The 25,521-nt window shown below is 41.9% G+C and carries 25 protein-coding genes and 1 riboswitch; of the genes, 13 read left to right on the top strand and 12 right to left on the bottom strand.

What is annotated here, in order from left to right; genetic code table 11:
* Positions 1-11: 11 nt before the first annotated feature.
* The gene (gene aroQ, locus EAH55_RS24195) at positions 12-431 is read right to left on the bottom strand and encodes a type II 3-dehydroquinate dehydratase (RefSeq protein ID WP_121811920.1); all 420 of its coding nucleotides are present in this window, start codon (positions 429-431) and stop codon (positions 12-14) included.
* A gap of 40 nt (positions 432-471) precedes the next feature.
* Between aroQ and xerD the strand changes: the two genes are divergently transcribed.
* A complete protein-coding gene (xerD, locus tag EAH55_RS24190; protein ID WP_121811919.1) occupies positions 472-1,371 on the top strand; it encodes a site-specific tyrosine recombinase XerD in 900 nt (299 codons plus the stop codon).
* A gap of 3 nt (positions 1,372-1,374) precedes the next feature.
* Here xerD and EAH55_RS24185 read toward each other — a convergent pair whose 3' ends face one another.
* Positions 1,375-1,797, bottom strand: coding sequence for an acyl-CoA thioesterase (locus tag EAH55_RS24185; protein WP_112575544.1), 423 nt, complete (start codon positions 1,795-1,797; stop codon positions 1,375-1,377).
* An 18-nt stretch (positions 1,798-1,815) separates the two neighbouring features.
* On the bottom strand, positions 1,816-2,970 hold the full coding sequence (locus EAH55_RS24180; RefSeq protein WP_162997015.1) for a serine hydrolase domain-containing protein: 1,155 nt from the start codon (positions 2,968-2,970) through the stop codon (positions 1,816-1,818).
* A 122-nt stretch (positions 2,971-3,092) separates the two neighbouring features.
* On the opposite strand from EAH55_RS24180, the gene EAH55_RS24175 reads away from it, so the two are divergent.
* Positions 3,093-3,449, top strand: coding sequence for a response regulator (locus EAH55_RS24175; protein ID WP_121811917.1), 357 nt, complete (start codon positions 3,093-3,095; stop codon positions 3,447-3,449).
* Positions 3,450-3,531: 82 nt separating this feature from the next.
* On the opposite strand, the gene EAH55_RS24170 is transcribed toward EAH55_RS24175, so the two are convergent.
* From EAH55_RS24170 to EAH55_RS24155, 4 genes are all read right to left on the bottom strand, one after another.
* The gene (locus EAH55_RS24170) at positions 3,532-5,208 is read right to left on the bottom strand and encodes a lectin (protein WP_121811916.1); all 1,677 of its coding nucleotides are present in this window, start codon (positions 5,206-5,208) and stop codon (positions 3,532-3,534) included.
* 326 nt (positions 5,209-5,534) lie between these two features.
* A complete protein-coding gene (locus EAH55_RS24165; protein ID WP_112575540.1) occupies positions 5,535-6,311 on the bottom strand; it encodes an HAD-IIA family hydrolase in 777 nt (258 codons plus the stop codon).
* 30 nt (positions 6,312-6,341) lie between these two features.
* The gene (locus EAH55_RS24160; RefSeq protein WP_121811915.1) at positions 6,342-6,725 is read right to left on the bottom strand and encodes an SRPBCC domain-containing protein; all 384 of its coding nucleotides are present in this window, start codon (positions 6,723-6,725) and stop codon (positions 6,342-6,344) included.
* 23 nt (positions 6,726-6,748) lie between these two features.
* The gene (locus EAH55_RS24155) at positions 6,749-7,339 is read right to left on the bottom strand and encodes an acetate uptake transporter (protein ID WP_121812437.1); all 591 of its coding nucleotides are present in this window, start codon (positions 7,337-7,339) and stop codon (positions 6,749-6,751) included.
* A gap of 104 nt (positions 7,340-7,443) precedes the next feature.
* On the opposite strand from EAH55_RS24155, the gene gpmA reads away from it, so the two are divergent.
* Together gpmA and EAH55_RS24145 are read left to right on the top strand one after the other, a co-directional pair.
* Positions 7,444-8,133: a 2,3-diphosphoglycerate-dependent phosphoglycerate mutase gene (gene gpmA / locus EAH55_RS24150; protein WP_112575538.1), complete on the top strand. Its 690-nt coding sequence runs from the start codon at positions 7,444-7,446 to the stop codon at positions 8,131-8,133.
* Positions 8,134-8,221: 88 nt separating this feature from the next.
* Positions 8,222-8,704, top strand: a complete 483-nt coding sequence (locus EAH55_RS24145; protein ID WP_121811914.1) for a hypothetical protein — start codon at positions 8,222-8,224, stop codon at positions 8,702-8,704.
* A gap of 75 nt (positions 8,705-8,779) precedes the next feature.
* On the opposite strand, the gene EAH55_RS24140 is transcribed toward EAH55_RS24145, so the two are convergent.
* The 3 genes from EAH55_RS24140 to EAH55_RS24130 form a co-directional block, all read right to left on the bottom strand.
* Positions 8,780-10,015 carry a homoserine dehydrogenase gene (locus EAH55_RS24140; protein ID WP_112575536.1) on the bottom strand — a complete coding sequence of 412 codons (1,236 nt, stop codon included), beginning with the start codon at positions 10,013-10,015 and terminating at the stop codon, positions 8,780-8,782.
* Positions 10,015-11,070: a homoserine O-acetyltransferase family protein gene (locus EAH55_RS24135; RefSeq protein WP_121811913.1), complete on the bottom strand. Its 1,056-nt coding sequence runs from the start codon at positions 11,068-11,070 to the stop codon at positions 10,015-10,017. The genes EAH55_RS24140 and EAH55_RS24135 overlap by 1 nt, the downstream gene beginning before the upstream one ends.
* 92 nt (positions 11,071-11,162) lie before the next feature.
* Positions 11,163-12,482, bottom strand: a complete 1,320-nt coding sequence (locus tag EAH55_RS24130) for an O-acetylhomoserine aminocarboxypropyltransferase/cysteine synthase family protein (protein WP_121811912.1) — start codon at positions 12,480-12,482, stop codon at positions 11,163-11,165.
* Positions 12,483-12,728: 246 nt separating this feature from the next.
* Positions 12,729-12,839, bottom strand: a riboswitch (SAM riboswitch).
* Between the two features lie 169 nt (positions 12,840-13,008).
* Between EAH55_RS24130 and EAH55_RS24125 the strand changes: the two genes are divergently transcribed.
* Positions 13,009-14,124, top strand: a complete 1,116-nt coding sequence (locus EAH55_RS24125; protein ID WP_121811911.1) for a hypothetical protein — start codon at positions 13,009-13,011, stop codon at positions 14,122-14,124.
* On the opposite strand, the gene EAH55_RS24120 is transcribed toward EAH55_RS24125, so the two are convergent.
* Positions 14,121-15,236: a trans-sulfuration enzyme family protein gene (locus EAH55_RS24120; RefSeq protein ID WP_121811910.1), complete on the bottom strand. Its 1,116-nt coding sequence runs from the start codon at positions 15,234-15,236 to the stop codon at positions 14,121-14,123. The two genes, EAH55_RS24125 and EAH55_RS24120, sit on opposite strands and share 4 nt — an antisense overlap.
* Positions 15,237-15,334: 98 nt before the next feature.
* Between EAH55_RS24120 and EAH55_RS24115 the strand changes: the two genes are divergently transcribed.
* From EAH55_RS24115 to EAH55_RS24085, 7 genes are all read left to right on the top strand, one after another.
* Positions 15,335-15,853 (top strand): hypothetical protein, encoded by a 519-nt coding sequence (locus EAH55_RS24115; protein ID WP_121811909.1) that lies wholly within the window; start codon positions 15,335-15,337, stop codon positions 15,851-15,853.
* A 92-nt stretch (positions 15,854-15,945) separates the two neighbouring features.
* Positions 15,946-17,139, top strand: coding sequence for an aminofutalosine synthase MqnE (gene mqnE, locus EAH55_RS24110; RefSeq protein WP_121812436.1), 1,194 nt, complete (start codon positions 15,946-15,948; stop codon positions 17,137-17,139).
* Between the two features lie 89 nt (positions 17,140-17,228).
* Complete coding sequence (locus tag EAH55_RS24105; protein ID WP_121811908.1) at positions 17,229-17,861, top strand: histidine phosphatase family protein; 633 nt, start codon at positions 17,229-17,231, stop codon at positions 17,859-17,861.
* 7 nt (positions 17,862-17,868) lie between these two features.
* The gene (locus EAH55_RS24100; RefSeq protein WP_121811907.1) at positions 17,869-18,612 is read left to right on the top strand and encodes a menaquinone biosynthetic enzyme MqnA/MqnD family protein; all 744 of its coding nucleotides are present in this window, start codon (positions 17,869-17,871) and stop codon (positions 18,610-18,612) included.
* A 149-nt stretch (positions 18,613-18,761) separates the two neighbouring features.
* Positions 18,762-19,574, top strand: coding sequence for an SDR family oxidoreductase (locus EAH55_RS24095; protein WP_112575529.1), 813 nt, complete (start codon positions 18,762-18,764; stop codon positions 19,572-19,574).
* Positions 19,575-19,799: 225 nt separating this feature from the next.
* Positions 19,800-20,276, top strand: a complete 477-nt coding sequence (locus EAH55_RS24090; RefSeq protein ID WP_112575528.1) for a hypothetical protein — start codon at positions 19,800-19,802, stop codon at positions 20,274-20,276.
* A 148-nt stretch (positions 20,277-20,424) separates the two neighbouring features.
* Positions 20,425-22,632 carry a bifunctional alpha,alpha-trehalose-phosphate synthase (UDP-forming)/trehalose-phosphatase gene (locus EAH55_RS24085; RefSeq protein WP_121811906.1) on the top strand — a complete coding sequence of 736 codons (2,208 nt, stop codon included), beginning with the start codon at positions 20,425-20,427 and terminating at the stop codon, positions 22,630-22,632.
* Positions 22,633-22,946: 314 nt separating this feature from the next.
* Here EAH55_RS24085 and EAH55_RS24080 read toward each other — a convergent pair whose 3' ends face one another.
* The gene (locus tag EAH55_RS24080; protein WP_121811905.1) at positions 22,947-24,731 is read right to left on the bottom strand and encodes a glycoside hydrolase family 15 protein; all 1,785 of its coding nucleotides are present in this window, start codon (positions 24,729-24,731) and stop codon (positions 22,947-22,949) included.
* Positions 24,732-24,879: 148 nt separating this feature from the next.
* Between EAH55_RS24080 and EAH55_RS24075 the strand changes: the two genes are divergently transcribed.
* On the top strand, positions 24,880-25,515 hold the full coding sequence (locus EAH55_RS24075) for a peroxiredoxin (protein ID WP_114937865.1): 636 nt from the start codon (positions 24,880-24,882) through the stop codon (positions 25,513-25,515).
* Positions 25,516-25,521 lie beyond the last annotated feature (6 nt).

The raw sequence follows: 25,521 nt of genomic DNA, 5'->3' as shown, positions 1-25,521 counted from the left end.
ATATTTTTATACTATTTAAGCATCAGATTTTCAAGGGCCAAGCGATAGCTGTCCATCCCGAAACCGGCAATTACGCCACGACAATTGGCCGCTATCATTGATTTATGCCTGAACTCTTCGCGCTTATGAACGTTAGAGATATGCACTTCAATAACCGGTGTGTTAATAGCTGCAATGGCATCAGCAATAGCTATGGAAGTATGGGTATAAGCCCCTGCATTCATCACAATGCCATCATAACTAAAACCAATTTCATGCAGTTTATTTATAATTTCGCCCTCAATGTTACTTTGATAGTAATCAATGGTGATGTTTGCAAAGCGCTGGCGCAGGGTTTCAAGGTAGGTTTCAAAACTGGCATCGCCATAAATTGATTTCTCGCGAACGCCTAACAGGTTCAGATTTGGGCCGTTTATAATTTGTATCTTCATTAGTTCAAACTTAGCTATAAATCATCAAAACTAAAATCAATTGGATTGGCGTTCGGCAATAAAAGGTTTTCAGGCATATTTAAAATTAGAGAAGTCGCTGTCCGACAACTCCATCCAGGCTTATAGCAGGGATATAGAAAAACTGTATCAATACTCAGATTCACAGCCTGTTAAATTAAAACCCGAATTAATTACTTTAACTAATTTGCGGGGATTTATAAACTGGATAAACGAGCTGGGCATGATCCCTTCATCACAGGCCAGGATCCTTTCCGGTATCAAAGCCTTTTATAAATACCTGCTGATGGAGGATATCATCCAAACCGATCCGTCAGAATTGCTTGAATCGCCAAAAATCAGACGAAAACTACCGGATACGCTCAGCTATGAAGAGATCAACAAGATCATAGCGGCCTTAGATCTTTCGAAACCCGAGGGCATGCGCAACAAGGCCATCCTTGAAACACTCTATGGCTCAGGCTTGCGCGTGTCCGAACTCACCGAGCTCAAACTCTCAAATTTGTACCTCGATATTGAATTTATAAAAGTAACCGGCAAAGGCAATAAAGAGCGGTTGGTACCCATAGGCAGCGAAGCTATAAAAGCGCTTAAACTCTGGATAGAAAATGTACGGGTGCATAACCCTATAAAAAAAGGAGAAGAGGACTACGTTTTCCTGAACCGCCGCGGTACCAGGCTAAGCCGGCAGATCATCTTTTTAACCATTAAGGACTTAGTTGAAATTGTGGGGCTAAAGAAGAAAATCAGTCCTCATACCTTTCGGCATTCCTTTGCAACGCATTTGGTTGAAGGCGGCGCCGATTTACGCGCAGTACAGGAAATGCTGGGCCACGAAAGTATTACTACAACAGAGATCTATACTCACCTGGACAGGGAATATTTAAAAAGCACGATAAACCAGTTTCACCCCCGCAGTTAATGATCAGATAAGGTATTGGTCAATTACATCCTGCGGGATCTTCGCGCCACGACCGGTTGCCATATCAATCATCACATAATCAAACCAGCCATCGCAGCATATTTTTTTAGTGGCTTTATTGGTGATGGTAAACTTTACACGGCAGCCTTTGTCGTCTATACTTTCGATACCGGTTTTCACAACAAAGTGATCGCCCATGGTTAAGGCACGCTTATAATCAACGTGAGCGGTGCGCACCACCCAACCGAAGCCACGTTCCATAAATTTCTCCATGGCCATGCCGTAACAGCGCTCCATTTGATCATAACGGGCAGCTAATACATAGTCAAAGTATTTACTGTTATGCACATGCTGAAACATATCTATATCATCGGGGCGAACGCGAAATTCAGATTCAAAAGTGGAAAGTTGGAGTGGTGTATCCATGCAACAAATATAGCAATCCTATTTAAGCGAAAGGAAAGCTTCCAGTTTCTCATTAAAACTGTTGCCATGGTCGCAATTGGTAAAAAACACATAGCCGCATTGCCGGGTTTTATCCATCAAAAAAGCGGATTGAAAGTTGCCGTTATTACCCGAATGGACATAAAAGGTATCTGATTGCTTTTGCTCAATTGCTACACCCAATCCCCAGGTTGAATAACCGGCTTTACGGAAATCCACAGGAAGAGGAACATTCAGTTGCGGGCGATACATCTCCCTGATGCTTGCCGGGCTTAACCCTTTATCTTTCATCAATGCTATGATGAGTGCAGCGTAGTCCAGGGCGTTAGTATGTAGTGAGGCTGCCGGGTTAAATGTATTTGAATCTATCCCCATAGATGGCAATACCGGCCAGTTTAATCCATTAGCAGGGTCTATATGTCCACCCTGGTGGCCCTTTACTTTATGTTTCAAAATATAAGGATTAGCGGTGTACGAACTGTGGGCCATGTGTAGCGGAACAGCCACTTCTCTTTCAAACACAGGCTCCATATTTTGTAATGACAGATTAAGCAGATGCGCTACCACCTTGCCCAGGTAAAGAAAACCTTCACCAGAATACCCGAACGAAGTGCCCGGTTTAAAATTCAGGTAAAGCGCGCCCGGTTTAACGTGCAATGCAGAATCGGCAGTATTGAAACGCCAGTTCGGAAGCCCCGATTGATGGGAAAGCACCATGCGGGCAGTGATTAACTTGTATCGCTCATCCTTCGCGATATCCGGATAGGGAAGATATTTATACAACGGGGTATCAAGGTTTAGTAGGCCCCGGTCAACCAATTTCATAACCCAATAGGTAAATACCGGTTTTGAAAGTGATGCCGCCTCAAAAATAGACTGCTCGTCAATCGGTGTTTTTGTTTTAATATCCGTCACCCCAAAAGCACGGTGATAAACAATTTTACCTTTATTAATGAACGCGATTGATAGCCCCGGAAGTTGAAGCGAATCCATCTGTTTTTGCAGAAAACTATCCATGGCAGTACTACTTATAACCTTTCCGTTTGGAGTTGTTATTTGAGCGTTCAGGCTAATACAGAAGGCGAATGAGGCTAATATGATAAGTAAAAATGAACGGCTGAATTTATGGTACAAGTATTGTATGCTATTTTTCATGGCGGTGTGTGGCATATGCTTTTCAACTAAGACGCAGAGATTAAAGATCTGGTTACAGATTTTAGCATACTTTCGCGACCGTGCAACTACTAAAGCAATAATATCGTAGAACAGGGTAATTTATGGGTAAACATATTGTATTAATAGAAGATGAGGCAGATATACTTGATTCCACAACCTTATTGCTTGAGCACGCGGGTTTCCGGGTTTCAGGATTTAAAGCTTTCACCACGTTGGAAGAAATAGTTGCCCTGCAGCCTGATTGCTTTTTGCTTGATGAAAACCTGCCAGGCATAAGCGGGCATATCATGTGTATACTATTTAAATCCAAGCCTCCAACAAAAGATATACCTGTTGTATTGATCTCAGCGAACCCGGCAATCAAACAAATGGCCGCCATAGGCGAAGCAGATGCCTATATAGGCAAACCTTTTGAAATTAGAGAATTGATAGATGTATTGACGAGAGTGATGGTATAAAACCGGGAGATTTTTCAAATCCTTTATCGGTTATATAAAAAAGAGGCTGTCATTCCAACAGCCTCTTTTTTATTAAATAAGTCTATTGATTCACCCGGAATGACTCCCATCCCCCAATGGTGGCACGGTTACAAGTCATGGCCTGTGTACCATTCTCACCTGATATATACTTGCCATTGCTTCCACGGAAAGAGACAGTACCATCGGCATTGCTCACCCAATCAAACTGTTCCCAAGGGCCTACAGATGTGCGGTTACAGTTAATAGCCTGGGTGCCATTTTCAGATGATACATATTTACCCGAATTTAACAAGGCAACTTTACCGCTGCCTGCATTAACAATGGTAAACTGTTCCCAACCACCTGCAGTAGGCCTGTTACAGTTCATAGGCTGTGTACCGTTTTCGCTGCTTACGTAATTGTTGTTTGAGCCTTTTAATGTTATAGTTTGCCCGATTGGAGGCGTGCCTGGATTGCTGCCACCTGCCATCGGGGCTGTCGGGCGCACGGCGGTGAGCGCTATTTGTCCTTTTAACATCCGGCCACCGTCACCTGTTAACCGCAGGTAATAATCGGCAGAACAAATGGTGCCATCCTCATCCAGCGATAAGAAGTTTGATCCGGCAGGCACAAATGATGAGTTTTCTGTTGTTTTGGCAATCTGGTTACCTTCATTATACTCATCAAACATTGATATATACAATCCCTGCGCACCACCACGGATCAGGTTATAAAACTGTGTCCACATCAGGTCGCCGTGTACGCGCTGCCGTAACTGCAGATCGCCGGGCAAAACACAGGGCTGGTAATCAATACCATTGGCGTTACAATACGCCTGATCGCCAACCTGTGTATTGTTATAAAAATTATTGGCCTCAGTTATAGTACCAATCTTGCCAATCATCCAGGGCGAGATCATATTTAACGCGTTAAAGGTCGGCAAAAAATTAGGCCGCACCTCACTGGCATTAGGATCGCGCCAATAAGCAGGTACGCCACCTATAACGTAGCAGCCCTGGCTTTTAAACCAGTTGATCACGTCAAGGCAAACGGCTGCCGAAAACGGATGGTTATCGTCATTAAAACCAAAGCCCCAGATACATACTACCGGTTTACCGTTCTGTTTAGCATAAGCTGATGACGAAGTATAGGCCGACATTTTGGTTGTCCAGTCGGTTTTTATTTCCGATTGCATGTTTGTCCACCCGCCAACATCGTACATGATATAAAATTTACGGCCCGTAGCCTCGGCTGCGGTTTTTACTTTGGCAGTTATGGCATCGCGTACAGGACCTTCACCGCCGGTTGGGTTAAAACGCTGCAGCGCGGCGCAGTCGATATTATTTTGCTGCATCCACTGAAACTGCACATTTACCGTTTGATCATTAAAGGAAGAAAACAGTTTTGCCGGGCTGCCATTATTCAAATTGGCAAAACCGGTTTGATAAGTGCTGGTATATTCCCGCACATCCGGCCATGATTTTACCCCGATATTATTGGCATTAGGGGCCTGGTTATTGGGGTTTGACCAATGCCACCACAAATTAATGGGGGAACCATCGCCAATAGCGGCAAACCAGCCCTGGTAGCCTACGGTGATTTTACCCACAACATCACCGGCAGGTGAAGCGGCAGTTTTTATTTTGGATTGATTGTTATTAGCATTAGCCGGATTTCCTGCCAGTTCTTTTTTTGAGCAGGCACTTAGGATGCCAATAATAAGCGCACAGCTTAAAACATAAAGTTTTTTTAAGTTCATAAATTCAGATGTAATTGTTTGATAGATTGGTTTGTTAACAAAATACAGGTGCTACCTGCCATAAGCCTTACGGTGGCTTAAAAACGAGTGAAGGCATAAATAGCAATATTGGTTTAATAGTTAACCGCAGCCTTATAGGGCAGGCATTAGTTTAATTGGTTGGGAGCAAATAAAGCCTGACACTATTAAAAAATACTTAAAAAAAGCTTAATGATATTAGGTTTCAGTTAAATATTCTTCCAGGTTTTAACCATAGGATATTGCTATAAACAAAAAGCGGACGATCTTTTTGGACCGTCCGCTTTATTATAAAAAAGAAGATTATCTTATTGCCACCACTTAAGCGGGAAAACTATTTTGTCAACCGAGCTGGCTACCATGTCAGGTTTAAACGCATAATGGCTTAACTGATCTTTGCTGGAAATACCCGATAAAACCAAAATAGTTTTATATCCCATTTGCACGCCGCCCTGAATATCGGTTTCCATGGTATCACCAATTACGGTTGTTTCGGCTGTTTCAAGGCCCAGGAATTTTCTCGCCGAGCGCATCATCACCGGGCTTGGTTTACCCGTTACAAATGCCTTACGACCGGTTGCTTCCTCAATCATAGCGGTTGTTGCCGCAATACCCAGGTTATTCCATCCCGGTTTTTTAGGAGAAGGGTCCCGGTTGGTTGTTATAAATTTGGCACCAGCCAGGATCATATCAACCGCACGCTGTACCATCTCCAGGGTAAAGTTTCTGCCTTCACCTAAAACAACAAATTCCGGATCGGAATCAACCAATGTGATACCGTTTTCATGCAGACTGGTCAACAAGCCACCTTCGCCCAATACAAACGCCGTACCATTTGGGCTTTGATCGCCCAGGAATTTACCGGTAGCCATTGCACTGGTATAAACATGTTTAGTTTCAACGGTTATTCCCAGCCTTTTAAGCTTACGTACAACCTCCAGACTGGTACGCTGACTGTTGTTGGTCATAAAAGTAAACGGGATATCATTATCAATAAGATGCTTGATGAACTTATCAGCGCCGAATATCAATTCTTCGCCGCTGTAAATCACCCCATCCATATCAATCAAAAGGCCTTGTTTCATGGGTATAAAGTATTTTGTTTTTAGAATGTATTAAGCGCCCTCAAAAAAGTCTATCAGGCCTCCGAAATAACTATCATTCCAGCCTTCAACAATGTCGTTATAATCATCGTCGGGTATGTTGGTATGCCTTAGCTCTGCCGATGTGCCATTTTTATCAGCATGCAGTTTGATGGTCACGATAGAGTTATCGCTCTGTCCCTCAAAATACCATTGCTGAACAACCTTTTTATTGGGCTCAAACTCGAGGTTTTTACCTACAATGCTACCATCCCACATAGAAAATTCGGTGCCGGGTTCGGTAGACATTTCCGCTACTTCGCCAGTCCAAAGTTCGATGGTAATGGGATTGGTGATGGCCATATAAATCTCTTCGGGAGTGGCCGGTATGCTGTAATATTTTTTATAATCTTTCACCCACGCAATTTAGCTGAAAAAAATTAAACCTTCACCGGGCCAATAGGTAAAACAGTTTTTCCGTAAACTTCATTCAGCACATTGGCAATACCGGTATATATAGCCGAAGCACCGCAAATGATACCTTCATATCCAGCCAGATGCTTGATACTTGCATTTCCGGTAGCATCGCCCGCTACCAGCAGGAAAAACAATACGGTTAACGAAGCAAAAACAAATTGTAATGCGCGGTTGAGCTTTAGTGTACCAAAAAACAACAGGAAGGTAAATACGCCCCAGATGCTAAGGTAAGCAATCATAGCTCCTTCAGACGGAGCAACGCCCCAGCCAAGCTTAGGCATCACCAGTAATCCAACTAACGAAAGCCAGAAAAAGCCATACGAGGTAAATGCTGTCAGCCCGAAAGTATTATTCTTTTTTGCTTCGATAACACCTGCAATTACCTGTGCCAGTCCGCCATAAAATATACCCATGGCCAGGATCATGGTATTCATTTCAAAAAAGCCGGCATTGTGAATGTTTAATAAAACGGTTGTCATACCGAAAGCGCACAGGCCAAGCGGCGCCGGATTGGCAATGCCATCCTTCACCGGTACTGGTGTAGTAGGGATCATAATAGGTTTTAGTTTATTTGGTTTGTACCGCAAGCTAACTGATTTATAAATATTAAGCAAGTTTTTCACAACCCTTAACTTACTTTTGCGTTAACTAAATACCTATGCAAAAATTAGTATTAATCCGCCACGGCGAAAGTGTTTTCAATCAGCAAAACCGTTTTACAGGCTGGGAAGATGTAGACCTATCAGACAAAGGGTACGAGCAAGCCCACAACGCCGGAAAAATCCTGAATAAAAATGGCTATAACTTTGATATCGGCTTTACATCGTACCTGAAACGGTCGATCAAGACATTACATTACATGCTTGAGGAGCTTGATCATCTTTGGATCCCGGTTGAAAAATCATGGCGTTTGAACGAACGTTTTTATGGAGCCTTACAGGGACTGAATAAAGATGAAACTATTGCCCAATACGGGGAAGAGCAGGTATTAAAATGGCGGCGTGATCCTAATGAACATCCGCCGGCGATAACAAAAGAAGATCCCCGGTATCCGGGCCATGATCTTAGATATAAAGATTTAACCGAGCGTGAATTGCCCTTAACTGAAAACCTTAGTGAAACGATGGATAGAGTGCTGCCGTTTTGGAATGAAAGAATTGTGAGGGCTATGCGGCGCAATCAAAAGGTTATTATAGTGGCGCATGGCAACAGCCTTAGGTCGCTGATAAAATATATTGATAATTTAAACGACGAAGAAGTAACTTCCCTGGAAATACCTACCGCCGTACCCCTGGTTTATGAACTTGATGAGGGTTTGAACAGGATCAGGCATTATTACCTGGAATAATTACCCCCCGGACCTTCATTTCTCTTTTACTTGTGGTACAATTGTTTACCTTGTAAGCCATAAACCAATTAATCCCTAATTAAAGCGAATGAAAAAATCCGACATCTATGAGGTCGCCATTAAAGTATTGGGCATCTACCTGCTGGTAGCCGATATCTCTAAACTTCCGAACCTAATCACTTTTATAGGCAATCATACGGGTTCGCCTGGTGAACAGCCTACCGACCATGAAAATTTAGTACTTGTAAATTCTTTAAACTTTATTTTCCTGATGGTATTGGCGATACTGCTGATTGCCGGCACAAAAAGAATTACCCGCTGGATCACCCGGGAAAGTGATTATAAAGAAAACGCGAAGCTTTTTGCAGAGCGAAATATTATTTACGAAATATCCCTGGTGATAATTGGCGGACTCCTGTTAGTTAGCACCGCGCCTGATTTCTTATATCACATGTATACGCTTATTAATGGTAACGAACAAAGCAACATTATAGCTGAGGGCTCAAAAATATTCATCGGCATAATTACAGTAGCTTTTGCCAGAAGAATAGGAGCGTATTTTGCCAAATGAAATTAACCGGCATGTAACTAAAAAGGCTTCCCGTTTGGAGAAGCCTTTTTATATTAAAACAACCGAAGGAATCTACTAAAAAACTTCAGCTGTCTGTTTAGCTGCCGATGCTAAGCTGACCCCCGTAAGCTGATCGGCAAAGGCTACGAAAGCCTTGCTGTCAGATATACGTTGTTGGTTGGCAATCAGATTTTGTAAATTGATTTTTCCTATAACAAATTTATAATTACCTGAGTAGTAGCGCTCATTAATGTGTTCGAAGTTCAGCGCTTCAACCAGTTCTTCATCATCATAACGCAGATAAACCGTTAATTCAATGTTATTGGTAAAATTAAGATCTGTTTTTTCTTTTGCCTTTTTGTACTCGTACTGGTAGTTATAGCGTAAAGCCGCTATATCCGACAGTACAGCAGAGCCGGTAGGGTGGCCACCAGCGCCTTTTCCGAAAAAGAATTGCTGATCGGCAAAAGCTGCCTGTACCGTTACGCCGTTGTATTCGTATTCAACGTTGTATAAAAACTCTTTATCGTTTACAAATTTTGGCAACACGAACAGGGCAACGTTGCGGTCGTCAAGTTCTTTAGCTACGGGTACCAGTTTAATTTTGAGGTTCTTTTCGCGGGCATATTGCAGATCTGCAGCGGCAAGGTTTTGGATTCCCAGGTTAAATACCTCGTCCGGCTGTACCACCACACCGTAAGCATGGGCAGCCGCGATAACCAGTTTATATTTGGCATCAAAACCGCCAACATCACTGGTTGGATCAGTTTCGGCAAAACCAAGGTCCTGGGCTTGTTTTAAGGCACTGTCATAATCCAAACCTTCGATAAAACCTTTTGAAAGGATATAATTTGATGAACCGTTGAAAATGCCGCTTATAGAGTGCAGTAATTCGTTGTCATAATATTCCTCAAGATTACGGATGATAGGGATACTACCGCAAACTGCGCCTTCATATAGTAACGAGGTTCCGTATTGATGCTGGATCTCGATCAGCTCATCTAAATGCAGGGCAATCATTTTTTTACTGGCCGATACTACGTTCTTGCCAGATTTCAGGGCCCTTGAAACAATTTCAAAAGCAGCTTCGGTATCATTAATCAACTCAACTATCGTGTTGATCTCGGGGTTATTAAGCAGTTCTTCTTTATCGGTAGTAAATAAATGAGCCGGTAAAGAACGTTTTTTGGTTGGGTCTTTAATAGCAAATTTTACTATCTCAATGTTTAGCTTTTTTGTTTTTACGATATCATATAAACCCTGGCCCACAACTCCAAATCCGAAGAGGCCGATATTTAACTTTTTACTCATTACGCTGTACGTTGCAGTTCTATAATTTTTCCTTTCACATCGGTTTTAAAAAACGATGTAAATATGTTTGTTAATGCTTCTGTTTCAATTAAAAATCCGTCGTGCCCATAAAACGAATCAAGTTCGGCAAAGGCAGCTTTCGGGATATGCCTGAAAAGGTATTGCTGCTCCTCGATAGGGAATAACACATCCGATGAAATACCGATAACCAATGTTTTAGCCTTGATCAGGCTCAATGCCTTGTCAACCCCGTTACGGCCACGGCCCACATTGTGCGAATCCATCACTTTTGTCAGATACCAATAGCTATAGGCATTATAGCGGTTCACCAGTTTCTCGCCCTGGTAGTTTTGGTATGACGATGAGCGGAAATTATCTTTCACATCATCGCTTTCTTCCTGCTGGGTAATACCATAGGTTTTATAAGTACGATAGCTTAAAAGCGCGATGCTCCGGGCTGCTTTTAAGCCTTTTTGACCACCTTCCGGCGTGTTGCTGTAAAAAGTACGGTCGGCCTTAATGGCTAAGCGCTGCGACTCATTAAACGCAATGCCCCATGGTGAGTGCTTGGCATTGGTAGCAATCAGAATAAGATTTTTGATGCGTTCCGGCTCAATGATTGCCCATTCCATAGCCTGTTGGCCACCTAATGAACCGCCTATCAATACACTGATATTATTGATCTGTAAATGGTCGGCAAGCAGTTGGTGCGCCTTTATCATATCCCTTGTAGTAAACTGCGGATAGGATAGGTAATACGGCTGCCCCGTAACCGGGTTAACACTCAGCGGACTTGTAGTACCATACGGCGAACCCAAAATATTAGCACAAACTATAAAATGCTCTTCCGGGTTAAAGAAATAACCCTCACCAATAAGGCCTTTCCACCAGTCAAATACGTCGCTGTTGGCAGTAAGCGCGTGGCATACCCAAACAACATTATTTTTTTCTTTATTTAACCTGCCATAGGTATGAAAGCCTATCTCTAAACCTTCAATCGTGCGGCCGGATTCAAATTCAAAAGTATCAGTGTATTTAAATATCTCTGCGTTCATTCTTCTGTTTGTTATTCCGGACGCAACCAGATTTTTTCTGGCTGCTACCCGTAATAACGTTTACTATATCACTTAAAAAAAACTATACATTGTTAAACTAACTCACCCTCACTTTGCTTAATTTTTGCAAAAGCTTGTTCAAAATCAGCTTTAATATCATCTATATGCTCAATACCAACGGCTACGCGTAATGATGTCGGTGTAACACCGGCAGATAGTTGCTCTTCATCAGATAATTGCTGATGCGTTGTTGCCGAAGGCTGTATGATCAATGTTTTCGCGTCGCCCACGTTAGCTAAATGACTAACCAGTTTCAGGTTATTGATTAACTGGCTGGCCTGTGCTTTATCACCTTTGATCTCGAACGACAATACGCCTCCAAAACCATTCTTTAAATATTTTTTTGCAAGGTCATGGTATGGAGATGATTCCAATCCAGGGTAATTTACCGTGGCCACTTGTGGATGCTGCTCCAACCATTTGGCCAGCTGCAAAGCATTATCTACATGGCGTTGCACCCTTAACGACAAGGTTTCCAGTCCCTGGATATTCAACCATGAATTAAACGGCGATTGTGAAGGGCCGAAATCCCTTAAACCTTCAACACGGGCACGGATAATGAACTGAATGTTACCAAATGGGCCGCCAATGCCAAAAACATCGTTAAATACCAATCCGTGGTAACCTTCACTTGGTTCAGTAAACTGCGGAAATTTGCCGTTACCCCAGTTATAATTACCGGCGTCAATAATAGCACCGCCAATACTGGTACCATGACCACCGATCCATTTAGTAGTTGACTCAACAACAACATTGGCGCCATGTTCAATAGGGCGGAAGAGGTAACCACCTGCGCCAAAAGTATTGTCGACAATTAAAGGGAGGTCATGTCTTTTGGCAACTTCGCTAACCTTTTCAAAATCAGCAATGGTAAAGCCAGGATTACCTATTGTTTCCAGGAAGATGGCCTTGGTTTTATTATCAATAAGCGCTTCGATATTCGCCGCAGTATCATCTTTGGCAAAACGCACATCGATACCCAGACGCTTAAATGCTACTTTAAACTGGTTATAAGTACCGCCATACAGGAAAGGAGAAGTAACAAAGTTATCGCCCGCCTGCAGGATGTTATTTAACGCTATAAATTGTGCCGCCTGACCAGATGCCGTAGCCAAAGCTGCAACACCGCCCTCTAAAGCCGCGATGCGTTTTTCAAACACATCGGTAGTAGGGTTCATGATACGGGTATATATATTGCCAAACTCTTTTAGCGCAAACAAATTGGCGCCATGTTCGGCACTGTTAAATACGTATGAAGTAGTTTGGTAAATTGGTACTGCGCGTGAACCTGTTGTTGGATCAACTTCCTGACCGGCATGTAATTGTAAGGTTTCGAATTTCAAGGTAGACATAGTTGTAATTTTTAATGTGTTTAATTTAGATTTTTTGTTAAGATGGATTTGACAAAACCGGTTTGATATAACCGGTTTAACATCACACGCGCCTTTTCAGAGAAATGAAAACAGGGGCATGCTAAGCATCAACAGCAGCAACACATACAAATACAGCCAATAGAGGAGCCAATATGTTGTATGTTACCGTTTAAGGTGTAAAAAGTGTTGCGTTGCGTAAATTTAATTAAACTTTTCATGGTTATAAATTTATATTCCCCGGTGTTATTTGCCGGGACAGGAATTGGCACCTTCTTCAACATTGAAGGGTTGCCAGCGGGTCATTGAGCCTGATCTCTCGCCGCTTCTTTATAAATCAAAACCCGAACTATGTGCGGAGTATTGATCGACGTTGGTATCGCTACCAAATAATGTTCCAAATATAAGGGGTTATTGGGTTAAGTACCAAATTTTATTTTCAAAAGCAGTGTTCTTGATACAAATGAAAACTTTATACCTTAGCTGATATTTTTTATGCCTATCCCTTATGCAGGAAACTTTGCTTCGAAAATCATTTCTAATCGTTTTATTTTTATCTGTTTTTTATACGGAAGGTTTTGCGCAGACAGATAATTCAGATCTCGCAAAAAAGGTAATTATAAATAATATCTGTTTGTGTCAAACCACAATTGCTGATTTAAAAAAGTCAGATCCGAACCTGAAAGATACGGTGCTTGAAGAAATGGATCTGAACGCGGTTTGTGTCGGAAATGATCCGAGATATATCGCAGGTAGCGGATATTCAACGTCAAAATATCCTGGAATGATATTCCAGCAAGATCAAAAAAATGACCTTATCAGCAAAATCAGGCTGACTAAAGCATTTGCTGGAAAACTACCTGACGGAAAGGAAATTGATCTTAGTAAGTTATTACTTAAGGACTTGTTTAAACTATATCCTGCATTTAAGGAGCAATGGTACACAAGAGGCTGTTCCGATTACTGGAACTTCTCTAATGATACTTTATCCTTTTATGTTAAGATAGATTCGGCCAAAAAATCGGTATTCCCAATAGATGAAGCTTATTATATGGATAAGCCTGTGGAAGCAGCTGATTTAATATTGTCTTGTCACGGGGCGGTCAAGGAAGATACTCAACAGTATGTTACAGGTGAGACTGAAAACAACGAACCTGTATATTTTATTGACAGTGTGCGCGTAACCGGAGAAGGTCTAAACAAGTTAAATAGTAATGATGTAGCCACGGTTTCTGTTTACAGGGGTGCAAACGCTATAATAAAATATGGCCGCGAAGCGAAATATGGACTAATTTATATAGAAACTAAGAAATTTGATATTCGCCGGTTTCAAAACTATTTTAAATCGAAATCTGCTGATTACGCCAAGCTAATTTCCACACCAGCAAACGCCTCCAAGGTTCAATACATTCTTAATAAAAAGGTATTGATCAATAATTACGAAGGTAATTTAGCCGGGATAAATGATAAAATATTCAAGGGGCTCACAATTATAAACAAGCGTCAGCTTGTGAAACAATATGGGATCACGAATAAAGATTATGGTGTAATAATAACTGCCGATATACCGGTTAATTCATTTAATAAAGACAAGGAAAAGGAACAAGAAAAAAACAAGCACTAAGCCAAAGCCTGTTCCATATCAGCGATTAAATCATCAATATGCTCTAATCCAACCGAAACCCTGAGCAGGTTGCGTGGGGTTTTGGTATCGGGGCCTTCAACGGTGGCTCGGTGTTCTATTAAACTTTCCACGCCTCCAAGACTGGTAGCTTTTATAAACAGCTTCAATTTATTAATGATCTTATGCGTGTCGTTTTCATCGCCTTTAATAATAAAGGATAACATGCCTCCAAAAGCCAGCATCTGATCTTTTGCTATATCATGCTGTGGGTGCGATGGTAAGCCTGGATACATTACCTGTTCAACATTGGGATGTTGTTCAAGATATTGGGCTAATAGTTGTGCGTTTTGTACGTGACCTTTTACGCGGTACGGCAAGGTTTTAATACTACGTACCAGGTAATAACAATCCATAGGCGAGGGGATAGCGCCCCCCATTTCCTGTACCTGACGGATCTTTGTCCACCAATCATTTGTTTCGCCCGTAATTAAGGCTCCGCCCATTAAATCGCTGTGGCCGCCGAAATATTTGGTGGCTGAGTGCATTACAATATCTACGCCCAAGTCAAATGGTCGTTGGCAAATTGGCGTCGCAAAAGTATTATCGCACAAAACTTTAATGCCTTTTGCTTTGGCTATTGCTACTACCTTTTTTATATCAGTTATCTTAAGCAGTGGGTTTGATGGGGTTTCAATCCATATTAAGCCTGTTTCGGGTTTAATATATTGCTGCAATACTTCCGTATCGTTTACATCGATAAAATCGAACGTTAATATCCCTGCAAACAGGTTTTTAAGCTGATTACGCAAGCCATGATACATATCATCTGGAGCAATAATATGAGTCCCCGGCGCAAGTGATTGAAATACGGACATTCCGGCCGCGTTGCCTGACGAAAATGAAGCAGCCTCAACGCCGCCTTCCAATTTAGCCAGTAAATGCTCAAGCGCATGCCTGTTAGGATTAGCTGACCGACTATAAATATAACCTGCCGGGAAACCACCGTCTTCGCCGCGCTCGAACGTGGTTGACATAATAATAGGTTGTATTACTGCTCGTGTTGCTTCATCAACACGGTTACCGGCGTGTATAGCTATAGTCTCTGTTTTCATGGTTCGAAATATGATATCGCCCAAAGTAAAAAAGAATATTTGTTATTAGCTGTAGCGTTTTTTCATTTTTAGCCGAATAGATTATAAAACCTATCCGCATGAAAAGAACCTTTATCCTGATCCTGCTTGCAATAACCGGCTTTACAGCCTGCAAAAAAGATGCTAACGAAACAGCTTACGACAAAAGTTATAAGGTATGGCAAAACTTTAAAACTGAAAGCAAAAACTCATACAGCTATACAGTCAATGCCGGGTCTGTATTCGGTTATGGATCCGAAACAAAAATTACTGTGCAAAATGGCGTGGTGGTAGGGAGAGATTTTCTATCATATACTTTAGAGCAAAATCCTAACAGCGCTCCCACTAAAAAAATAAGGGAACAGTGGCAGGAAGATAAAACATCATTGGGGCAACATAATTCAGGCGCCGCCTTACTTACGCTCGACCAGATTTATCAAAAAGCCAAAACCGAATGGCTTGCCGCTGATAAGAAAAAGAACACCATTTACTTTGAAAGCAACAATAACGGGATGATATCAGGCGCCAGTTATGTACCTAATGGATGTCAGGATGATTGTTCGATAGGTATCTCCATAAGCGAGATCAAGGCTCTGTAACTTTAATGTAATTTACCATCAAATTTGGACGATATGTGTCATAACGCATATTACTTTTGTGCTTTTTTGTACATTTGGCCAAATTTATAATGATGCATAATTCAGATAATTTACAGGTATTGCTCCAGGATCCGAATTTATCTGCTGACTTAAAGCACATTGCCCAAAAGGTACTAAATAAACAACGCATCACATTTGATGAAGGCGTTTTGCTTTATGAGCAGGGCGAGCTTGGATATCTTGGCACTTTAGCCAATTACATCCGCGAGGAGCGCCACGGCGATAAAACTTATTTCAATCGTAACTTTCATATTGAGCCAACCAATCTTTGTGTTTACGACTGCAAATTTTGTTCATACTCGCGCTTACTGAAACAAAAGTCAGAAGGCTGGGAGTACACCATGGACGAAATGTTTAATATGGTTGCCAAATATGACGGCGAACCGGTTACCGAGGTACACATTGTTGGTGGTGTATTGCCGCAATATGATGTACCTTTTTACCAGGAGCTTTTTGCCCGGATCCGGGCCCATAGGCCGGAACTGCATATTAAAGCACTTACCCCGGTTGAATACCATTACATTTTCAAAAAAGCCAAAATTGATTATGCTACAGGCATGCGCCTGATGCAGGAAGCCGGCCTGGATTCTATCCCTGGCGGCGGCGCCGAGATCTTTGACCCGGAAATCAGGGACCAGATCTCGAAAGATAAATGTACTGCCGATCAGTGGCTGGCTATTCATGAAGAATGGCATAAGTTGGGCGGTCGTTCAAACGCCACCATGCTCTACGGCCATATTGAAGAATATAAGCACCGTGTTGACCATATGGAGCGCCTGCGCCAGTTACAGGACAAAACAGGAGGTTTCCAGACATTTATTCCGCTTAAATTCAGGAATAAAGACAACCAAATGTCGCATGTACCGGAGGTTTCTGTGATTGAGGATTTGCGCAACTACGCTGTAGCACGTATCTACCTTGACAATTTCGATCACATTAAAGCTTATTGGGCGATGATCAGCCGTACAACCGCGCAGCTTTCGCTTAACTTTGGTGTTGATGATATTGATGGCACATTGGATGATACAACCAAAATCTACTCGATGGCTGGTGCAGAAGAACAGCACCCGGGCATGAGCACCAAACAAGTGGTAGAGTTAATTAAACATGTTGGTCGTCAGCCAATTGAACGTGATACATTATATAATGTAGTGACTGATTATACAGACTTTGTGTTTGGCGACGAACCGAAACCACAGTATTACAAGTTACCGGTTATTAATTAAGCTGAAAGCCGAAGGCTTAAAGCTGAAAGCAAAACAATAAATATAGCATAGATAAAGCAAAAAAGCTTTAAGCCTTTGGGCTCAAGAAAATGGCACAAAAAACCTTATATATAGTACGCCACGGCCAAACTGAGTTTAATAAACTTGGCATTATTCAAGGCCGCGGAGTTGATACCGATTTAAATAACGAAGGCCGCAAACAGGCCTGCCAGTTTTATGAAGCTTATAAAAACGTTCCGTTTGATAAGATCTATATATCGGCATTAAAGCGTACGCAACAAAGCGTCCAGCCTTTTATTGACCTCGGGCTCCCTTATGAAAAACTTTCGGGTTTGGATGAGCTGGCCTGGGGCGTTCATGAAGGACAAGCACCTACAGCTGATAATAAAGCGGCCTTTCTGCAAATTATGCGGGATTGGCTGGATGGCAAGCTGGATAGCAAGTTTGAAGGAGGCGAAAGTCCGCGGGAGGTTGAGGTTCGTCAGCGAGAAGCGCTAAAGGTGATCATGAGCCATCCCGAAGAAAGAAATGTGCTGATTTGTATGCATGGCCGTGCTTTACGCCTGTTGCTTTGCATCCTCACCGGTAAACCTTTATCTGAAATGGATAGCTTCCCACATCAAAACCTGGTATTATATAAGGTAAACTATGATGGCGAAAAATTTGAGATCGCGGATTTCAATAACGCCGAACATCTAAAAAATTCCGAAGAACAGAAATAGCGCATTTGTGAACAAGATCAGAATATCAGCGGTAAGCTACACTAACACCAAACCCTTTTTATACGGCATTCAACATACCGACATCATTAATAAAATTGACCTGAGCCTTGATATCCCTTCAGATTGTGCTCAAAAACTTATCGACGATGTAGTTGATATCGGTCTTATCCCCGTTGCAGCTGCCTTAAGCCTGCCACAATGGGAAATTGTTTCTGATTATTGCATTGGCGCGGTAGGTGCCGTTAACTCGGTTTTTATTTTTAGTAATTGTGATATTAAGGATGTAAAAACCATCCAGCTTGATCCGCAATCGCGCTCATCAAATAATCTGGCCCGTGTGCTTATGAAAAACCACTGGCGAGTAAATCCGGATCAGGTTATAAGTGCATCAGACTATGCCCAATCAGCAGAGGAGCATACTGCCTTTGTACAAATAGGCGACCGCACCTTCGGCAAAAAGCAACAGTATAAATACGTTTATGACCTTGCCGAAGAATGGCAAAACATGACCGGCTTGCCATTTACTTTTGCTGCCTGGATTGCCAACAAACCTATCCCGCAAGAGTTTATGGACGAGTTTAACGCGTCGCTTAAATACGGACTCGATCACCGGGAAGACCTGTTTAAGGAGTTACCTATGCGTGATGATTTTGACCTGGTTGATTACCTGATGGTTAAAATAGATTATGATTTAACCGAGGATAAAAAGAAAGCCTTGTTCATGTTTCATGATTATATAAAGGCGCTATAATCTCTGAACCGGGATTTGGGTGGATTTTTAGGATTACAGGACTATTATTGTTTGATTGTGTAATCCTTTAATCACATAAATCCCAGTTCAGACAAAAACAATCTTCCCATCAATTCAATTGCTTATATTAAACGCAAAAACGTTTATCTATGAGCAATAACCCCCAACTATTAAAAGGACAAGCAGCTTTAATAACCGGTGCAGATAGCGGCATTGGCAAAGGCGTTGCATTGGCCATGGCCGAAGCAGGCGCCAAATTGCTGATCAATTATGCGCATAACAAGACCGCGGCTGATGATGTAGTCAGCCAGATCAAAGCATCCGGCGGCGAAGCATTTGCATTTCAGGCCGATGTGAGCCATGAGGATGAAGTAAAGGCCATGTTTGCCGAAATATTTAAGCAATATGGCACCATCGATATCCTGGTGAATAATGCCGGCTTGCAAAAAGACTCCAAATTTGTTGACATGACACTTGATGACTGGAATAAAGTGATCAGTATAAACCTAACCGGTCAATTCCTTTGCGCCCGGGAAGCAGCAAAAGAATTTATAAAAAGGGGAATTGTTGAGGAGAGAAGTAAAGCAGCCGGCAAGATCATTTGTATGAGCAGTGTGCATGAAGTTATCCCATGGGCAGGGCATGTAAACTATGCAGCCAGCAAAGGCGGCATCATGATGTTTATGAAAAGTATAGCCCAGGAACTTGCCCCGCATAAGATCAGGGTCAACGGCATTGGGCCAGGTGCTATTCAAACACCTATTAATAAGGAAGCCTGGGATACCCCCGAAGCACTGGATAAACTATTGACACTCATTCCTTACAACCGGATTGGCCAACCCAATGATATCGGAAAACTGGCAGTTTGGCTGGCTTCAGACGAGTCGGATTACATTACAGGGGTAACAATTTTTGCAGATGGAGGCATGACTTTATACCCTGGATTCGCAGATAATGGCTAAATGACATTTCAATGACAACATAAATCGGTTTAGCAAATCAAAAACGCCATTATTTGGCGTTTTTTCTTTTAGATATTGTAAAATATACACTAAGGTCATTGACAAAATTTAAATTTTGAGGCTATAAAACGCTATAATTATTAAATATTCATAAAAGTTTCAGAAAATTTTAAATATTGATAAGTCTACTGTATTTTTGTTGCAGGATTTAAAATTTAAACGAACATGAAAAAGATATTTTTAACAATAGCAACTGCAGCCTTATTTACCGTTAACGCTTTCGCCGATGGTGGCAAAAAATATGACGGTGGTACAAACGTTTCTTACATCGCTTTACACGGCTTTACTGCTGATTTCGCTGAAGCTACCAACGTTAACTGGACTGTAACTAAAAACGTACAAAAAGCTACTTTCACTGTTGATGGCGTTCAAAAAACTGCTTTCTACAACTTACAAGGTGAATTTTTAGGTACAACTCAACGTGTTGACAACAAAGCTATCCCAGCTAAAGCCCTTAAACAAATCAACAACGAATACAAAGGTTACGAAGTAGGTGAAGTTATCGTTTACCAGGCTAACACTTCAATCAATGACGCTATCGAGCCAACTTCATACTTTGTTGACTTGAAAAACGACAAACACGAAGTTTTGGTAAGGATCACTCAACAAGCTAACATCGAGTTTTTCCAACAAGTGAAATAATTCCGAAAATTATAACAATTGAAAGCCGTCCTAAATATCAGGACGGCTTTTTTTATGTCAAAAAACCACATTTTTACATGCAAAAACGCCATTTTTTAAAACAAAAACGCTGTTTTCGACTTTTAAATATTAATTAATATTTATTAGTATGTCGAAAACAATAATTGTATCAAACCGCTTACCTGTTAAAATTTCCAAAACTGATGGTGCTTACCATTCATCACCAAGCGAGGGAGGCTTAGCAACCGGTTTAGGTTCAATATATAAACAAGGCGATAATGTGTGGATTGGCTGGCCCGGCGTAGAAATAGCCGACCAGGAAGATAAAGACCAGGTTACAAACGAATTAAAAGATTTAAGTTTAATTCCGGTTTTCTTAGACCAAGAAGAAATTAACCAATATTATGAAGGTTTTAGCAACGAGGTTTTGTGGCCCGTTTTTCACTATTACGCTTCAACTTATGCAGCTTACAAACAATCAAATTGGGAATATTACCAGGCTGTAAATAAAAAGTTCAGAGATGCGATCCTCAAGATTGCCGAGCCCGGCGATGTGATTTGGGTTCATGACTATCAGTTATTGCTGCTACCGCAGCTTGTACGACAGGAAATGCCGGACGTATCCATCGGTTTTTTCCTGCACATTCCTTTCCCGTCAAATGAAATGTTTAGGTTGATCCCATGGCGGGCGGAATTATTGGAAGGTATGCTTGGAGCCGATCTGATCGGGTTTCACACTTTTGATGATGTTCGCCACTTTTTAGGAGCAGCCACACGTTTGCTGCCGGTATCATCTAACTCTAACATTATAAGCAATGGAGAGCGCTCAATCGTTGTTGAATCATTCCCGATGGGCATCGACGAAAAAAAATATTCATCATTGCCTTTACAAGACGAGGTAAAGGAGCAAATTGATTTAATTAAAGAAAATTTTCAAAACAAGAAGCTGATTCTCTCCATAGACAGGCTTGACTACAGCAAGGGAATTTTGCAGCGCCTTGAAGCGTTTGAACTATTGCTTGAGCAATGCCCGGAATGTATTGAACACATTACACTTTACATGATCGTAGTTCCGTCGAGGGATACTGTGCCTCAGTACGCGCATCTTCGAGATGAGATTGATAAAAAAGTAGGCAAGATCAACGCCTTATACCGAACCATGGATTGGAGCCCGATCCATTATTACTATCGCTCGTTCCCGATTGAGACTCTATCGGCGCTCTATTATTCGGCCGATGTTTGCCTGGTTACCCCAATGCGCGATGGTATGAACCTGGTGAGTAAGGAGTATGTAGCCAGCAGAATAAACAATGATGGTGTATTGATTATGAGCGAGATGGCAGGATCATCTAAAGAGCTCATCGATGCCATAATTGTAAACCCTAATAATACCGGCGAGGTTTGTCGTGCCATTTTACAGGCCATCAATATGCCGCTTGAAGAGCAGCGCCGCCGCATGATCCCCATGAGGCAGCTTGTTGCTAAATTTAACACATCGCACTGGGTTAAGATTTTTATGGACAAGCTAAAAGAGGTAAAATTGATGCAGCGTTCCATGCAAGCCAGGCACGTAAGCAACACTACCGAACAAAGCATTATTAACCGCTATATCAAAACTAAAAAGCGCATCATCTTTTTAGATTATGATGGCACGCTGGTGAATTTCAAATCGAATATCGACCAGGCCAGTCCGGATAGGGAATTATATAACATCATTAATAAACTTTCGGAAGATCCTGCAAACCAATTAGTTTTGATTAGCGGCCGTAAGCACGAAAACCTCGACGATTGGTTTAAAAACAATGATATCTACCTCATTGCCGAGCATGGATCCTGGTTCAAACAACAAGGTACTTCATGGCATAAAATAGGGGGGCTTAGCGACCAGTGGAAGCATGATATTTATCCTATACTGGAAACCTATGTCGACCGTACACCAGGCTCATTTATTGAAGAGAAAACATATTCGTTGGTTTGGCATTACCGTAAGGCCCAGGCCGGATTGGGAGAGTTAAGAGCCAATGAGCTCATGAACAACTTAAAATACCTTGCAGCCGATAAAGGCTTACAGCTTTTAGCAGGGGATAAAGTACTGGAGGTTAAGAATATGGATATCAACAAAGGTAAGGCTGCTTTAACACTTACAGAAGGTAAGGATTACGATTTTGTGATCGCTTTTGGCGATGATTATACCGATGAAGATATCTTTAAAGCCCTGCCCGAAAGTGCAATTACCATTAAAGTAGGGAGCAATCTGTCGGCAGCAAAATTTTATCTGCGCAATCCAACTGAGGTAAGGAAACTGCTTACCAGCTTTGCAAAGTATACCCCAGTGGAAGAAGGAACACAGGTGTAAAACAGTGTCTTTTTAAAAGAAGCCCTATTGACTGTACAAGTCAATAGGGCTTCTTCATTTAGTAACCAGATAAGTTCTCGCTGTTATTGATGTTATCACCAAAAGTGTTCGGAAGAAGCAGATCAGTTGAAAATATTGATTTAATTTAAAAGCCATGTCATTGCGAGGAGGAACGACGAAGCAATCTCGTAGCAATACAAATCGGACATGTATTGGCTACGAGATTGCCACGCTGCGCTAGCATGACATGATTTGTTTTTTATATTCTGTCAGGTTTTCTCATATAGAATCCCAATCAGCCCCAAAACAACGCCTTACAAAAATATTGGCCTGTCCAGTTTCATTGCTATCCTGTAGGCAGCATTCATCAAACCTACATGGCTGTAAGCCTGCGGAAAATTACCCCATTGACTGCCATCTTCCTCGTCAACATCTTCGCTGAACAGTAGCAAATGATTGGAATATTGCAGCAAATTGCCAAACTCCCGCTGGGCATCATCTATCCGGCCAACTGTCGCCAAAGCTTCAACATACCAAAAAGCGCAGATCAGGAAAGTAGTTTTAGGCTTACCAAAATCATCGTCATATAAATACCTGTAAAACAAGCCATTAGGCGTCCTTAATTCTTTTTCTAATGCAGCTAAATGATCCTTAGCTTTTTGCGAAGCCGGGTCAAGATAATTCATCATGATCAGCTGCAATGTGCTGGCGTCAAGGTTACTACTCCCGACCGAGTTTGTATAAACCTTACGTACCGGATCGTAACAACTTTCGATATGGGCGGCCGCACGCTCCTTAAGGGAGATAGCCTTATCAATCAATTCCTGATTTTGGATGGTACGGGCCATCTTTTCTGCTGCAGACGCGCCTGCCCATTGAAACAGGTTGCTATAGCAGTGAATATTAGCCATGTTCCTGAACTCCCAGATGCCCGCATCTTTTTCATCAATAGTGTGTTCAATCTTGCTCAATAAAAACTCTATCCAATGCACCGAATCCTTCCGTTCTGAAAAAACAAAGCGATGATCGGTATACAAAGGGAGTAGGGAGATAAGTACCTGGCCATAAATGTCGTTTTGAATGTGTTCTGACGCCTGATTACCAACCCGCACCGGCTGATTGCCCATATACCCGTCTAATTCATCTAAAATAACCTCCACAAGGTCTTTCTTACCGGTTATGCCATAAAGTGGCTGGTAACGCTCCATTTCCGAAAAAGTGATATCGGTAACATAACTGAAATACTTTTCCATCTCTTCAAAATGGCCAATGTGGTTTAACGCGGTGATCACATAATAAGTATCGCGCAGCCAACAATAGCGATAATCCCAGTTACGGCCGCTTCCCGGCGATTCGGGCAAGCTGGTGGTACTTGCCGCAATGATAGCACCGGTATCTTCGTACTGGTGTATTTTAAGGGCCAAAGCCGAGCGAATAACAAATGGCTGAAAATAAGTAGCTATTGATGAGTGCTTGATCCAGGTTCGCCAATATTGCACTGTTTCAGCTAAGAAACGGTCAGATGTGCTGATGAGCGGGGCTTCAAGGGGTTCCCCGTAGGTCATGGCCAGATATTTGGTTTCGTTAAGCACAAACGCTTGTTCATCAAAAATGTAGCTTATCGGTATATTCGTAGTAAGACGAATATTTTCCTCGCCGCCCTGGTATTGAATATGATTGCTGCCGCGGTTTACACTGAGTTTAACCGCGCCATACTCGGATACAGGCTCGCATTTTACAATGATCCTTGGCGAACCTTCAAGGACTTCAATTTTCCTGATCAGCATTAAAGGTTTATAGTAACGTTGGTGCTGGTAAAAACGTGGGGCAAAATCGGTTATGCGGTATTTACCGCCGCTTGCGGGACTAATTTCAGTGATTAAAACGTTAGTATTCTCCAGGTAATGCTGTTCGGTAGTATATTCCCCTTCAGGGCGGATCGAAAACTCGCCGCCCTTTTTTTTGTCCAGAAGTCCCCCGAAAATAAAAGTGCTGTCAAAACGCGGCCAGCAAAGCCAATCAACATTGGTATTCTTATTAATATGGGCTAAAAAGGCGCAATTGCCGATTATGCCGGTATCATAGGTGTGTTTGCTCATGGATGTAGCTGTTATTTATTTCAAACTTCAACAACACAGCCTTTGTAATGTTGGCGTAAATAATGTGATTATTTAAAGTTTGTTTGCATTTGTTTAGGAATGTATAGTAACTTAGTAGTATTAATCTACAACAAAAATTCTATCAATTATGAGTTTAAGACTGGGCGATAAAGCGCCAAATTTCAAAGCAAAAACATCAGAAGGCGAAATTGATTTTTACGAATATTTAGGTGATAGCTGGGGCGTACTATTCTCGCATCCAGGCGACTATACACCTGTTTGTACTACGGAGCTTGGCAAAACCGCCGCTTTAAAAAATGAATTTGAAAAACGTAACGTTAAAGTTATCGCGCTAAGTGTTGACTCAGTTGAATCGCACCACGGCTGGATTAACGATATCAATGAAACTCAGGGCGTTGAAGTAAACTTCCCGATCATTGCCGATGAGGACCGTAAAATTTCTGAAGCTTATGATATGATCCACCCAAATGCTTCGGTAAATGCAACTGTACGTTCGTTATTTATCATTGGCCCGGATAAAGCAGTTAAACTAATCATTACTTATCCAGCGTCAACCGGCCGTAATTTCCAGGAAATTTTGAGGGTGATAGATTCGCTACAGTTAACCGCTAACTACAGCGTTGCAACACCGGCCGACTGGAAAGAAGGAGAGGACGTAGTTGTAGTACCTGCAATTAAAACGGAAGACATTCCCGCCAAATTTCCAAAGGGTTTTACCGCGGTTAAGCCTTATTTGCGCCTGACACCGCAACCAAATAAATAATTTTAT

It is taken from the genome of Mucilaginibacter kameinonensis (genome assembly GCF_003675385.1).
GTDB lineage: Bacteria > Bacteroidota > Bacteroidia > Sphingobacteriales > Sphingobacteriaceae > Mucilaginibacter > Mucilaginibacter kameinonensis.
This window is presented reverse-complemented; position numbering and strand designations above follow the sequence as displayed.